The 12,873-nt window shown below is 67.5% G+C and carries 11 protein-coding genes and 1 pseudogene; 2 read left to right on the top strand and 10 right to left on the bottom strand.

Going from position 1 to position 12,873, the window contains the following annotated elements; genetic code table 11:
• From ABUA37_RS07720 to ABUA37_RS07705, 4 genes are all read right to left on the bottom strand, one after another.
• Window positions 1–2,217, bottom strand: a complete 2,217-nt coding sequence (locus ABUA37_RS07720; RefSeq protein WP_349898546.1) for a transglycosylase domain-containing protein — start codon at window positions 2,215–2,217, stop codon at window positions 1–3.
• Window positions 2,218–2,324: 107 nt separating this feature from the next.
• A complete protein-coding gene (locus tag ABUA37_RS07715; RefSeq protein ID WP_349898545.1) occupies window positions 2,325–3,101 on the bottom strand; it encodes an ABC transporter permease in 777 nt (258 codons plus the stop codon).
• A complete protein-coding gene (locus ABUA37_RS07710) occupies window positions 3,098–3,988 on the bottom strand; it encodes an ABC transporter ATP-binding protein (RefSeq protein WP_349898544.1) in 891 nt (296 codons plus the stop codon). Before ABUA37_RS07710 ends, ABUA37_RS07715 begins: the two co-directional genes overlap by 4 nt.
• The gene (locus tag ABUA37_RS07705) at window positions 3,985–4,356 is read right to left on the bottom strand and encodes a GntR family transcriptional regulator (protein ID WP_349898543.1); all 372 of its coding nucleotides are present in this window, start codon (window positions 4,354–4,356) and stop codon (window positions 3,985–3,987) included. Before ABUA37_RS07705 ends, ABUA37_RS07710 begins: the two co-directional genes overlap by 4 nt.
• A gap of 103 nt (window positions 4,357–4,459) precedes the next feature.
• Here ABUA37_RS07705 and ABUA37_RS07700 point away from each other — a divergent pair, with 103 nt between their 5' ends.
• Entirely contained in the window at window positions 4,460–5,875 is a 1,416-nt protein-coding gene (locus ABUA37_RS07700) for an amidase (protein WP_349898542.1), read from the top strand.
• A 56-nt stretch (window positions 5,876–5,931) separates the two neighbouring features.
• On the opposite strand, the gene ABUA37_RS07695 is transcribed toward ABUA37_RS07700, so the two are convergent.
• On the bottom strand, window positions 5,932–6,777 hold the full coding sequence (locus tag ABUA37_RS07695; RefSeq protein WP_349898541.1) for an SDR family NAD(P)-dependent oxidoreductase: 846 nt from the start codon (window positions 6,775–6,777) through the stop codon (window positions 5,932–5,934).
• A 71-nt stretch (window positions 6,778–6,848) separates the two neighbouring features.
• Between ABUA37_RS07695 and ABUA37_RS07690 the strand changes: the two genes are divergently transcribed.
• Window positions 6,849–8,087 (top strand): glycosyltransferase, encoded by a 1,239-nt coding sequence (locus ABUA37_RS07690; RefSeq protein WP_349898540.1) that lies wholly within the window; start codon window positions 6,849–6,851, stop codon window positions 8,085–8,087.
• On the opposite strand, the gene ABUA37_RS07685 is transcribed toward ABUA37_RS07690, so the two are convergent.
• The 5 genes and pseudogenes from ABUA37_RS07685 to ABUA37_RS07665 all read right to left on the bottom strand — a co-directional run bounded on the left by ABUA37_RS07685 (window position 8,080) and on the right by ABUA37_RS07665 (window position 12,803).
• Window positions 8,080–9,501, bottom strand: coding sequence for a dihydrolipoyl dehydrogenase family protein (locus ABUA37_RS07685; RefSeq protein ID WP_349898539.1), 1,422 nt, complete (start codon window positions 9,499–9,501; stop codon window positions 8,080–8,082). The two genes, ABUA37_RS07690 and ABUA37_RS07685, sit on opposite strands and share 8 nt — an antisense overlap.
• A gap of 67 nt (window positions 9,502–9,568) precedes the next feature.
• A complete protein-coding gene (locus ABUA37_RS07680; protein WP_349898538.1) occupies window positions 9,569–10,354 on the bottom strand; it encodes a crotonase/enoyl-CoA hydratase family protein in 786 nt (261 codons plus the stop codon).
• Between the two features lie 143 nt (window positions 10,355–10,497).
• Entirely contained in the window at window positions 10,498–11,319 is an 822-nt protein-coding gene (locus ABUA37_RS07675; protein ID WP_349898537.1) for an arginase family protein, read from the bottom strand.
• Between the two features lie 32 nt (window positions 11,320–11,351).
• A pseudogene (locus ABUA37_RS07670) lies at window positions 11,352–12,047 on the bottom strand (NADPH-dependent F420 reductase); the annotation flags it as partial.
• 15 nt (window positions 12,048–12,062) lie between these two features.
• Complete coding sequence (locus ABUA37_RS07665) at window positions 12,063–12,803, bottom strand: PspA/IM30 family protein (RefSeq protein ID WP_349898536.1); 741 nt, start codon at window positions 12,801–12,803, stop codon at window positions 12,063–12,065.
• Window positions 12,804–12,873 lie beyond the last annotated feature (70 nt).

Here is a 12,873-nt window from a genome sequence, read left to right as displayed (position 1 = left end):
TCAGGGCTTGCCGGGCTTGCCGTTGCCATTGCCACCTGCGGGCGGAGCCGGCGGTGGCTGCGGCGGGGTGACCGGCGCGGTCGGTGGAGTCACCGGCGTCGGCGGCCGGTAGCTGCGCTTGAGGAACTGCGGATCGGGCGCGGGGAAGTCGCCGCCGCGATACTCGGGGTTCTTGTTGAGCGACGCCATGGTGGTGCGGAAGATATTGAACTTGGTGTTGTAGCCATTGGTGCCTGCGATCCGGATCCTGCGCAGGCTCTGTTCGCCGCCATCCGTGTTACCCACCCAGACCGCGAGGGCGGCCTTGGTTGTGGTGGCGATGAGCCAGTTCTGCTGTGCGTTCTCGGTCGTACCGGTCTTGCCGACGATCGGCACACCATCGTGCGGGTTGCCGGCCGTACCGGTGCCCGACTTCATCACGGCCGCCAGCGCGAACGCCACGGTGCTCGCGATGTTCGGCTCGATCGCCGTGGTGCAGTGCTTGGGCTGCCCGCTGAGCTGGTGCCCCTTGCCGTCGATGATCCGGTCGATGATGGTCGGCGCGCAATACACACCGTTCGCACCGATGGTGGCGATGGCGCCGGCCATGGTGAGCGGCGCGATCTCGTTCGCGCCGAGAGTCGACGACGGCAGCGCCAGGAGCTGGTCTCCGTCGGCACGGTGCACGCCCATCGCTTCGGCATCCGCGCGAATGTCGCAGAGGTCGAGCTTCTGTGTCATGGCGATGAACGCGACGTTCACCGACTGCACGGTGGCCTGCAGCACCGACATGTTGCCGCCCTCGCCAGGGGAGTCGTTCTTGGGCTTGTAGGGTGGGCCGCCGAGCGATTCGCATGCGGCGGTGAAGCTCGAGATCGGGAAGGAACGCACGCTGCCGTTGACCGTGTCATACAGTCCGTGGCCCTTCTGCAGCCAGTCGGTCAGGGTGAAGATCTTGTAGGTCGATCCGGTGGGGAAGCCGGAGGAGCCGCCGTAGTGCCTATCGGTGCTGTAATTGACGGCCGTCGCTGTCGGGCCGCCGCCGTTCGCAGAGTTGTTGAACTCCTTGTTCTGGGCCATGACGAGGATGCGGCCGGTTCCGGGCTGCACCGCGTCCGCCGCCGCTCCGAGAGCGAAGCGATTCTCGTCCGCCGGCGCATCCGCCGACAGCGCGGCTTGGGCTACGTCCTGCTGGTCGAGGTCGATGCTCGTGTAGACCTGATAACCACCGCGCGCCCAGTTCTCCTCTCGCTCGGAGGGGCTGGCTCCCAGCGCCTCGAGCGTGGGAATCAGGCGGGTGACGTAGTCGCAGGCGAACTTTGCGTCGAGCGCGTAGAGGCATCCGTTGCTCGGTGCCTCAGGCTTTGTGGTGATCGGTGTCGCCACCGCCTCGTCGTATTGCTTCTGGCTGACGTAATTCAACTCGAGCATGTTGCTGAGGATGAGGTCCCGCCGCGATTTGTTGTCTGCGAAGTTCTTCTTATTGCCGAGATTGAGGTTGTTCGGGTCCTCGACGATCGCGATGAGGCTCGCGGCCTGTGCCAGAGTGACGTCTTTCGCGTCGACGCTGAAGTACTTGCGAGCGGCGGCCTCGACCCCGTAGGTGTCCCCGCCGAAACCGGTGATGTTGAGGTAGCCGAGCAGAATCTGCTTCTTCGTGTACTTTTTGTCGAGCCCGATCGCGAGCTTCATCTCGGCGAGCTTGCGCGCCATCGTGTCATCGATCGCCGAGAGGTATGCCTTCTTCTCGGCGACCGGATCCTTGATCTGCAGTGCCTGCTGCACGAGGATGTTGCGCACGAGCTGCATGTCGATCGTGGAAGCACCGCTCGTGACCTTCTTGTGCTGCAGATTGCCGGCCGCGGCACGAACGACCGACTTCACATCGACGCCGCCGTGATCGTAGAAACGACGATCCTCACCGGCGATGGCAGCGTTGCGGAGGAACGGCGACACCTCGTCCCAGCTGACGTTGCGTCGGTCCTGGTCGTAGATCGTGGCGATCTGCACCGGCTTGCCTGCGCGGTTCGCGTAGATCGCGTTCTGCTGGGTGAGACGACCCAGGCTAATGGTCTCAGGAAGGTTGTCGAACACCCCGATCGAGACGTTCGCCGCCTCGCTCGTGAGGGCGATCGCGGGGGTCATCATGGCCGCAACCAGCACCCCTGCGATGACGCTGAAGCCGAAGAACCCCGCCAAGCCGATGAAAAAACCCGTGCGTCTCGACTCCTGCCCCATGCTTCCACGCTACGACGGATTCGGAGGTGCTCTTGACAACTTGTGCTGGATTGTCAGCTTTGGGTGCCGGGATGTCCGCGTATTACGGGCTCCCGGCACCCCCGCTGCTAGTTCTTCGGTGTTGCCCTGCGCAGGACGAAGTAGCCGACTACTGCGGCGAGAACCGTCGGTGCGAGCATCCATGCGACGACTCCGACCGAGCCGGATGTCGCGAACCATTCGCCCACGCGTTCCCAGCTGTGACTCCACGTGGCCAGCGCGATGAGGCCAACCCCGAGCGCGAGCAGCACAGCGCCGAAGCTGAGCAGCCCGGTCGCTTTCCACCGCACGTACAGGGTCGCGGACGCCATGCCGACGAAGAAGAAGAACAGGAAGATGCTGACGAAGATGAAGAGACGTTGCCAGAACGGCCCGCTGCCGTAGTAGACGGCGGTGAACATCCTGCCGCCGACTCCCCAGCCGCCGGTCCAGTCCTCGAGGTAGGAGAGGAGGGTCAGCCCGCACCCGTAGATGACCGAGAAGATCACAAACGCGAGCGAGGTGCCGAGGTAGAAATCCCTGCGCGTCACGCTCAGACCGAGTGCGAAGGGGAACGTGCGCGCGATCGCCTGGATGGCGACGACGAGCATGTACACGAAGATGTACCACGTGGCGCCGCTGTACTGCAGGCCGTCGGAGAGGTCTTTGCGATCCTGACCGCTCGTGGAAGTGTAGAGGATCACCCAGATCGCCAGATAGGCGAAGAAGATGATGGCGAGGACGAGCCACGGCAGCCCGATCGACTGCCAGCCGTTGGTGAACTGCAGCCTCGCCGCGTTCCAGACCCTGTTCGCCTTCGTTCGTGCTTCTGGTACCGCCGTGTGAGCGGACGTCATGGTGGTCATGCGCTGTACTCGAATTCCTTCTCGGTGCTGCCGGTGCGGCGCACGATGAGTTGCTGGAGGGATACGGGGGAGAGCTCGAGGCCCAGGCTCGCCGCTGCATCGCGTTCGGGCCTGCTGAGGCCCCCGACGGTGACCGAGCCGAGAGCGCCGATGCTCGCGCGGTGGAGAACGTCGCGGCCCTGCACGAACTCGTCGACGACCGCTTGCAGCCCGCTCACCGTGGTGGCGGATGCGCGCAGTTCGTCGGCATCCTCGTCGATGATGATGCGGCCGTCATCGATCACCAGCACGTGTTCGAGCAGGCTGCTTACCTCGTCGATCAGGTGGGTCGAGAGGATGACCGTGCGCGGATGCTCGGCGTAGTCCTCGAGGAGGCGATCGTAGAAGATCTGCCTCGCCACGGCATCCAGGCCCAGGTAGGGCTCGTCGAAGAAGGTGAGCGGCGCGCGCGAGGCGAGTCCGACGATCACCCCGACGGCCGAGAGCTGCCCGCGGGACAGCTTCTTGATCGGGCGGTTCACCGGCAGCCTGAAGTCAGCGACGAGTCGCTCGGCGAAGTCGGCGTCCCAGCGGGAGAAGAACCATGGTGCGCTGCGGAAGACGTGCTTCGGTTTGAAGTTGTCTGGGTAGCGCTGGCTCTCCTTGATGAAGCAGAGCTGCTGCAGCACGGTCGCGTTCTCGACGGGCGGTGCACCGAAGACCTCGATGCTGCCGCTCGTGGCGAACTCCTGTCCGGTGAGCAATTGCATGAGGGTGGTCTTGCCTGCGCCGTTGCGACCGAGGAGGCCGTAGATCTTGTTCTCGCTGACGGTGAAGCTCACATCGTCCACGGCGCGCAGGCTGCCGAATCGTTTGCTGAGGTTCTTCACCTCGACTATTGGGGTCATTTTCGCTCCGCTTCTTTCGGTGTCGAGTTGGTGATCATCGTGGCCAGTTCGTTCGGCGAGATGCCGAGCTTTCCGGCTTCGGAGAGGAGGGGCTGCACGTACTCCTGCTGGAAGTGCTCGCGCCGCTTCTGCATGAGGCGGTCGCGGGCGCCGGCGGTCACGAACATCCCGATACCCCGCTTCTTGTAGAGGATTCCGTCGTCAACGAGGAGGTTGACGCCCTTGCCCGCGGTGGCGGGATTGATGCGATAGAACGCCGCAAACTCGTTCGTCGACGGCACCTGGCTCTCTTCTGCCAGGGCTCCGCCGATGATGTCGTTCTCGATCTGCTCGGCGATCTGAACGAAAATCGGTCTGCCTTCGTCCACCCGATCCTTCTCCCGCTGGTTGGTTCATTACTTGAGTAACTAACCAACCAGCTTTGTTCTCGGATGTCAAGCGCCGCGTCCGCCGACCTTCTAGGCTCGAACCGTGTTCGAACTCCACCACCTCAGCGCGCAGCAGCAGTGGGAGCGCCTGCAGCGTCGCGACATCACGCCGACCGAGCTAGTCGAGCACTACCTCGGGCGCATCGAGAGGGTTGACGGCGATCTCGGTGCCTTCGTGACCGTAACCGCGGATGCCGCGCTCGAGCGGGCGCGCATCCAGACTGAGGAGGGCCCGCGCCCCACCGCGCTGTGGGGACTCCCGTTAGCCGACAAGGACCTCGTGAATCGCGCCGGCGTGCCCACCGGCTACGGCTCGCGGCTCACGCAGAACTTCGTGCCAGAGGAGTCGGATGAACTCGTGACGGTGCTGGACGACGCCGGCGGCATCAGCCTCGGCAAGACCAACACTCCCGAGTTCGGCCTGCCCGCATACACCGAGAGCCTCGTGGCACCGCCGGCTCGCACGCCGTGGAACCCTGAGCTCGGAGCCGGAGGTTCAAGCGGGGGAGCGGCGGTGGCGGTTGCTGCCGGGCTCGTGCCCTTCGCCCCCGGCTCCGACGGCGGCGGTTCCGTGCGCATCCCGGCCGCGGCGACGGGCCTCGTGGGCGTCAAGCCCTCCCGCGGACTCGTGCCGAGCGGCTCCGGGCTCGACAAACTGGCGGGACTCGCGGTGCCCGGTCCGCTCGCGAGAAGCGTCGCGGACGCGGCGATGCTGCTCGACGCGATGATCGGTGAGCAGTCCTTCCCGTTCACGGTGCGCGCTCCGCGCTGGGACGGCGGCGCGCTTCTCAACGCTGCCGTGCGCGGCGAAGGCCGGTTCCAGCTGGGTGTGATGACGACGTCGCCGTGGGACTCGGCCTACGACATCCGGGTGTCTGCCGAGGCATCCGCGGCGCTCGATCTGGCGCTGAAAGAACTCAACGCGATCGGTCACGGCATCGAGGAGATCGCGCTCGAGCCGGATGACAGCTACGCGCCGAACTTCCGCACCATCTGGCAGGCGGGCGCGGCCGGCATCCCCGCCGAGGGCGAGCAGCTGGAGCTGCTCGAGCCGCTCACCCGCTGGCTGGTCGCCCGCGGGCGCGAGCTCTCCGCCCGCCAGCTCGGTGAGGCGCTCGCCGCGCTCGCGCTGTTCGAGCGCTCGATCATCCGGCAGTTCGCCGGCTTCGACGCCGTGCTGACGCCGTCGCTCGCGATGACCCCGCGGCCGATCGGCTGGTACGACAACGAGGATGGCGAGCACAACTTCGAGCAGCAGGTGCAGTACACGCCGTTCACCTCCTTCGCGAACGTCACGGGACTGCCGGCGATCACGCTGCCGGTGGCCCAAACGGATGCCGGGCTCCCGATGGGAGTGCAGCTCATCGGTCGCCCGGGTAGCGAGGCCACGCTGCTGGCGATCGGGGCACAGCTGGAGCGCCGCCTGCGCTGGCAGGAGCGGCATCCGCCGCAGTGGTGAAGCGCGTCGTTCCCTGAGCTGGTCGGAGGGAGCCGTGGCGTTGCGCTTCGACAGGCTCAGCGGCCAACGAGCTCCTCGGACTTGTCCCACAGCGCTCGGGCGAGTTCCTCCTGCTGCGGCATCCTGCGAATCTTGCCGAAGGGCGTGAGGCGATCGAAGTAGGTGCCGCTCGCAACCCCCACGTCCGGCACCGAGGCGAGGTGGATGAGCGGCGCGGCACCCTGCTCCGGGCGCAGGCCGATCCTTCCGCCGCTGATCAGGTTCGCAAAGCGGATGATCGCCGTGTCCGCCCCGAATCCCGTGGCCACGTAGCCGGGGTGGAACGCATAGGACGCGACCTCTGCGCGCCTGGCGAGCTCCTCGGTGAACAGGATGTCGAGAAGCTTGCTCGTGCCATAGGCCGGCCAGCCGCCGAGCCAGGCTCGGTGCTCGAAGTTCAGGTCGTCGAGGTCGAGCCTGCCCATCAGATTGGCCACGCTGGCCGTCGCGATGACCCGTGCGCCGCTTCGTTGCAGCACCGGCAGCAGCAGGTTGGTGAGCAGGAACGGCGCAAGATAATTCGACTGCAGCGTGCGCTCGAAGCCATCCGTGGTGATCGCCCGCTCGCGCACCAGACCGCCCGCGTTGTTCGCCAGCACATCGATCCGCTCGTAGCGCGCACCGAGCGCCGCTGCCAGCTCGCGCACGTCATCGAGCCGGTCGAAATCGGCGAGAAAGGCGCTGCCGCCGACGGCTTCGGCAACGGCCATCGTGCGTTCGCGGTTGCGACCCACGAGGGCGAGTTCGGCACCCCGCGCGCCGAGGTTCGCGGCGGCCGCGGCACCCAGCCCCGAACTCGCGCCGGTGATCACCATGACGCGCCCCCTGAGGTCTTGTGCCGGTTGCGCGCGCTCGTTGGTCATACGTCGTTTCTAGCAGCCGTAGTCGCGCGCTCGCCAAGCTGCGCCCCAGAGTCGCGGAATACAGTGGCAGCATGCCCAGCACCCTGAAGCGCGTTGCGATGGTGTCGATGCACACCTCTCCGACGGCGCCAGCCGGCAGCGGGGATGCGGGAGGCATGAACGTGTCGATCCTTGCCACGGCGAAGGGTCTGGCCGCCCGCGGCTTGCGGGTGGACCTGCTGACCCGGGCATCCGCTGGGCCGTCGGTCACCGAGATCGCGGAGCGCATCACGCTTCGGGAACTCGCGGCGGGGCCGGCCACGGCGCTGCCGAAGGGCGCGCTGCCCAAGGTCGCCGACGAGTTCGGTGAGGCGGTCGCCGCTCTTGCCCGTGGTGCGGACGGCGGATACGACCTCATCCACGCGCACTATTGGCTGAGCGGGCTCGCGACGCTGCCGGTGGCGATCGAGCAGGGCATTCCGCTGGTGCAGAGCTTCCACACTCTGGCGTCGATGAAGAACCGCACGCTTGCTCCCGGGCAGGAGGCGGAGCCGGAGGCGAGGGTGCGATCGGAGATGTACCTCGCGAACCAGGCGGCCGCGATCGTGGCGGGGTCTGCCGCTGAGGTGACGAGCCTCATCGACGACGTTCGCGCATCCGCTGAGCGAATCTGGGTGATCCCGCCGGGCGTCGACGTCGACCTGTTTCGGCCGGATCGCGCCGTGAGCGGCGGAGAACGGCGGATGCGCGCGATGCTGCGGGTCGACCCAGGTCGTCCGGTGATCGTGGTCGCGGCGCGCATCCAGCCGCTCAAGGACCAGGAACTTGCGATCCGCGCCTTCGCCGAGGTGCACGCGCTGCTCGGTCGCGCGCCCGTGCTCGTGCTCGCCGGCGCCGAGACGCCGGGCGACGAGGAATATGGGCGGATGCTCCACTGGCTTGCCGCCAGCCTCGGCGTCGCCGACCACGTGCGGTTCGCCGGCGCGTTGTCGCGCAGCGATCTCGCCGACCTGTTCGCGATGGCGAGCCTCACGCTCGTTCCCTCGCACTCGGAGACCTTCGGGCTCGTCGCGCTGGAATCGGCCGCGAGTGGCACACCGGTGGTGGGTTACCGCGGTGGCGGGCTCGTCGAGGCGATAGCGGACGGCGCATCCGGGGTGCTCGTCGATTCCCGGCAGCCGGCAGAGTGGGCGAGGGTGATCGCGCTCCTGCTCTCCGACCCGATGCAGCTCGAGCGACTGCAGTTCTCTTCGCGCCACCACGCGCTCGGCTTCACCTGGGGCGCGACCGCCACGGCACTGCTCGGTGTGTACTCCGCGCTCGTCAGCTAGGGCGGCCGTAGGTCTCCAGCAGTCGCAGCCAGATCTCGTTCATCGTCGGATACGGGGGCACGGCGTGCCAGAGCCTGTCGATCGGTACCTCGCCCACGATCGCGACGGTCGCCGCCTGGATCATCTCGGCGACATCCTGACCCACGAAGGTCACGCCGAGCAGCACCCCTCGCTCTTCGTCCACCACCATGCGCGCCTTGCCCTGGTAGCCGTCGGCCTGCAGCGCGGCACCGGCCACCTGCCCGAGCTCGTAGTCGACCACGCGGATGTCGTAGCCCGCCTTCCGCGCGCCGTCTGCCGTGAGCCCCACCGACGCCACCTCGGGGTCAGTGAAGGTCACCTGGGGAACCGCCTGATGATCCGCGGTGGCCACGTGCGCGCCCCACGGTTTGTCGTCGACCGGCTCGCCCTTCGCTCGCGCCGCGATGACATCGCCCGCGGCCCGCGCCTGGTACTTGCCCTGATGGGTGAGCAGCGCGCGGTGGTTCACGTCACCGCACGCGTAGAGCCAGTCGAAGCCGTCGACGAGCATCGTGTCGTCGACGTGCAGCCAGTCGCCCGGCTTCAGGCCGATCGACTCAAGGCCGAGATCGTTCGTACGGGGAAGGCGTCCCGTCGCCACGAGCAGTTCCTGCGCCGTGACGGTGGTTCCGTCGTCGAGCTGCAGGGTCACGCCGGAGTCGTCGCGCGAGACCGAGACCGGGGAGACGCCGAGCTTGACCGTCGCGCCCAGCTCGCGCAGCGCATCCGTCACCATCTCGCCAGCGAAGTGTTCGTTGCCGGAGAGCAGGCCGCTGCGGGAGATCAGGGTGACCTCCGTGCCGAGGCTCGCGTACGCGGTGGCCATCTCCGATCCGACCACGCCGCCACCGATGATCGCGAGGCTCTTCGGTGCCTCCTGGGCGCTGGTGGCGTCACGGCTGGTCCACGGGTTCGCGTCCCGGAGACCGGGGATGTCTGGAAGCATGCCGTCGGAGCCGACGCTGACCGCGACGGCGTGCTTCGCGGTGAGCACGGTGACGGTGCCGTCGTCCGCCGTCACCGAGACCTCCTTGGCGGCCGTGAACCGCGCGCGCCCACGCACGAGGTCGATGCCCGCGCCGGTGACCCAGTCGACCTGGCTCTGGTCGTTCCAGTCGTGCGTGAAGCTGTTGCGGCGCTTCAGCACCGCTGCCACGTCGAGGTCGCCGGTCACTGCCTGCTTTGCTCCGCCGAGTTTCTGTGCCGCGCGCAGCGCGATGCCGCTGCGGAGGAGTGCTTTCGACGGCATGCAGGCCCAGTAGGAACAGTCGCCGCCGACGAGTTCGCTCTCGACGATGACGGTGCTCAGACCGCCCTGCACCGCGCGATCCGCGATGTTCTCGCCTACCGCTCCGGCTCCGACAACGATGAGGTCATACTCACGATTCGCCATCCTCCGAGGCTACCCGCGCGGCCTCCCCGCGTTTCGAAAATTCAGGACTTTGGTACGCGGGTGCTGGTCAGCGGCCGACGAAGGTTGCCGGAGTGCGGGTGAGGAACGCCTGCATGCCGATGCGGGCATCCTCGCTCGCGGCGAGCTCGACCAGCGCGGGCTGCAATTGCTGCTCGGCGAGAGCGTCTCCCTCGCGCACCGCGACGCGCGCATTCGCGAGTGCCGCCTGCACAGCGAGCGGCGCCTGCGCCGCAATCCGTTGCGCCAACTCGAGACCACGGGCATATTGCTCACCGTCGGCGACAACCTCCTGCACTAGGCCGATGCGGTGCGCCTCGCGTGCGTCAAAGCTGTCGCCCGTGAGGATCCAGCGCATCGCGTTGCCCCAGCCCACGGCCCGCGGGAAGCGCAGGGTGGCGCCGCCGAACGGCAGGATGCCACGGGCGACCTCGATCTGGGCGAAGCTCGTCGACTCCGCCGCGACGGCGATGTCGCTCGCGAGGATCAGCTCGATGCCGAGGGTGAGGCACGTGCCCTGCACGGCGATCACCACCGGCTTGCTCAGCTGCGTGCCGCTCACCTGCCAGGGGTTGACGCCGCCCTCGGGCACGATGTCGATGCCGTCCGCGCCGATCCGCGGACCGACGTCTGCGAGGTCCAGGCCACCCGTGAAGTGGTCGCCGTGCGCGTACACGAAACCGGCGCGCAGCTCGGGGTCGCGCTCGAGTTCCCCGTACGCGAGGGAGAGCTCCTGCAGCATCCGAAAGTCTGTGGCGTTGCGCTTGTCTGCGCGATTGAAGCCGATGAGCAGAACGTGTTCGTCGCGATCGACCGTGATCCGTGAGTCCGTCATGCGGTCAAGCCTAGGTGGCGGCCACGAGCCTGTGCTCGCCGTCGATGGCTGGCGGCACCATAACAGGATGAGGCGCAACACGCCGTCGCGATCTGCCGCGCGAGGCGGCGCGTCGCCTCTCATCCTGCTGAACGCACGCGCGGTCAGGCCGTGAGGGCGCCGAGGACGCGCAGGATGCTGCCGAGGTCGTCCGAGGCGGCCTCGGCGGATGCGGGGGCGAAGCCCGCGATTCCCGCGCCGGCGAGGGGAAGTGCGGCCTTCGCGGCCCCGATCACGTCGAGAAGAGTCGCGAGGCTCAGTCCGAACGGCATCGGGTCGCTGACGCCGCCAAATTCTGCCGGGTCGAGCACGTCGAGGTCGATGTGAATGTACACCGAACTCGCGCCGCTCGAGGTCAGCGCCGCTGTGACCGACTCGGCACTCGCATCCTGCACACCCAGCGCCCGCACGGCGCTCGAGGCCAGGTACTCGTTCTCGCCGTCGTCAACGCTGCGGATTCCGATGAGAATGGTGCGCGCCGGATCCAGCGGCGCCTCCGGCGCGAGGGTCGGCGTTCCCTCGCCGAGCAGGGTGCGCAGCACCATCCCCGCGAACGCTCCGGATGGCGAGGACTCAGGGGTGTTGAGGTCGGGATGCGCGTCGAGCCACAGAACCGCCATCGACTCGTTGAGGGCGTTCGCGTGGGCGATCGGCGCGAGGTCCACGGCGCAGTCGCCGCCGACCGTGATGACCGTTCCGCTCAGCGCGTCGAGTGCCTGCGTCGTTCTCTCGCGCACCTGCTCGAGCGAACTGAGCCGGTGCACCGCAGTGCCCTGGCTGCTGCCGGCGCCCAGCGGCACGTCGACCGAAACCGTGGATGCTGTCGGCAGGTCCCCGCGGATCGCCTCGGCTCCCTCGGCCAGGCGCATCGCGCGCGACGATCCGGAACCCTGCCACTGCGGTACTACAAGAAAAGTTGACGGCACGACACTATTCTGCGTGCTTCGGGCGCCGCCCGTCAGCCGCGGTCGCTCTCGCGGGCGCGTTTCGCCAGCGTGAGATTGGCCCTGAGCTCCTCGGCGTTCTGGCGAACGACGTAGGCGGGCTGGTCGCGCTCGACCCTCCAGCTCTCCGAGAGCGGGCCGGCGTTCACGGTGTCGAAGCCGAACTCGTCGTAGAGCCGCGTGACGACGGCGATCGCTTCGTCGCTGTCGCCCGCGGTCGCGAGTGCGCGCCGGTTCTCGCTGCCGGATGGCGTGCCATCCGTCGTGATGTCTGCTGACGGGATGTGGTTGAAGCCCTTGGCCACCTTCGAGGTGGGGAGGTGCTCCTGCAGCAGTCCCGATACCGTCGCCGAGCCGTCGTCGAGCGCGGGGAAGTGCCCGTCGCGCTCCCAGTAGTAGTTGTTGGTGTCGATGACCACCTTGCCCGCGAGCGGCGCGACCGGCACATCCTGGTAGGCCTTGAACGGCACGCTCACCACGGCAAAGTCTGCGGCCTCGGCGGCCTCCTGTGCGGTTGCGGCGCGAGCGTGCTCGCCCAGCTCCGCCACGAGCTCACTGAGCGACTCCGGGCCTCGCGAGTTGCTCCTCACGACGTCGTACCCGTGAGCAATGGCGGCGCGCGCAACCTGACCGCCGATGTGTCCTGAACCGATGAATCCGATAGTTGTCATGTTCGCGCTAACGGATGCGGCGGCCGATTTCTTCCCCGACCACGATTCGGCGCGCTACTGGCCGTCGGTGAGCGAGCGCTGCGGCGCGCCCGCCTTGAGGGCGGCCAGCCGAGCGTCCAGCTCGACCTGCTCATCCGAGGCCTCGAGCTGCTCAAACTGCGCGTCGAGGCTCGAGGATGCGAGCTCCTGCCTGCCGGCGACCCTCGCCTCCTCGCGACGGATCTTGCTCTCGAAGCGGCTGATCTCGCTCGTCGGGTCAAGCAGGTCGATGCTCTTCACGGCATCCAGAACCTGCGACTGTGCCTTGACCGTCTTCGAGCGAGCGACGAGTTCGTCGCGCTTCGCCGTGAGCTGGCTGAGCTTGCCGCGCATCGCGTCGAGACCACTCTTGAGCTGGGCAACGACCGCGGTCTGGGACGCGATGGTGGGCTCGGCCGTGCGCGCCTCCTTCTCGGCGGAGAGCTGCCTTCCAAGGGCGACCTTGGCCAGGTTGTCGAACTTGTCGGCATCGGCAGTGTTGCCTGCGGCGCGCAGTTCATCGCCCTTGCGGCTCGCCGCGAGCGCCTTGTTGCCCCAGTCCTGCGCGTTCGCGACGTCTTCGGCGTGGTCCTGCTCCATGAGGCGCAGATTGCCGATCGTCTCGGCGATCGCGCTCTCGGCCTCGGAGATGCTGTTCGTGTAGTCGCGAACCATCTGGTCGAGCATGACGGCCGGATCCTCGGCGGAGTCGATGAGGGCGTTGATGTTGGCCTTCGCCAGCTGGGAAATCCGACCGAAGATGGACTGCTTGCTCATGATGGGGCCTTCCGGATTCGCGGGTGCACTGCCTGTGCCGCGATTCTATCCGGAGGGCCCCGACGTGGGC

It is taken from the genome of Parafrigoribacterium soli, from assembly GCF_040227235.1.
GTDB lineage: Bacteria > Actinomycetota > Actinomycetes > Actinomycetales > Microbacteriaceae > Parafrigoribacterium_A > Parafrigoribacterium_A soli.
Note: the sequence above shows the minus strand (reverse complement) of the source record. Positions and strands in the feature narration are given on the sequence as shown.

What these genes read in the sequence shown, in the direction of transcription:
- ABUA37_RS07720 (WP_349898546.1), bottom strand. Translation starts at nt 2,217, where the DNA reads ATGGGGCAGGAGTCGAGACGCACGGGTTTTTTCATCGGCTTGGCGGGG.
- ABUA37_RS07715 (WP_349898545.1), bottom strand. Translation starts at nt 3,101, where the DNA reads ATGACCACCATGACGTCCGCTCACACGGCGGTACCAGAAGCACGAACG.
- ABUA37_RS07710 (WP_349898544.1), bottom strand. Translation starts at nt 3,988, where the DNA reads ATGACCCCAATAGTCGAGGTGAAGAACCTCAGCAAACGATTCGGCAGC.
- ABUA37_RS07695 (WP_349898541.1), bottom strand. Translation starts at nt 6,777, where the DNA reads ATGACCAACGAGCGCGCGCAACCGGCACAAGACCTCAGGGGGCGCGTC.
- ABUA37_RS07690 (WP_349898540.1), top strand. Translation starts at nt 6,849, where the DNA reads ATGCCCAGCACCCTGAAGCGCGTTGCGATGGTGTCGATGCACACCTCT.
- ABUA37_RS07685 (WP_349898539.1), bottom strand. Translation starts at nt 9,501, where the DNA reads ATGGCGAATCGTGAGTATGACCTCATCGTTGTCGGAGCCGGAGCGGTA.
- ABUA37_RS07680 (WP_349898538.1), bottom strand. Translation starts at nt 10,354, where the DNA reads ATGACGGACTCACGGATCACGGTCGATCGCGACGAACACGTTCTGCTC.
- ABUA37_RS07665 (WP_349898536.1), bottom strand. Translation starts at nt 12,803, where the DNA reads ATGAGCAAGCAGTCCATCTTCGGTCGGATTTCCCAGCTGGCGAAGGCC.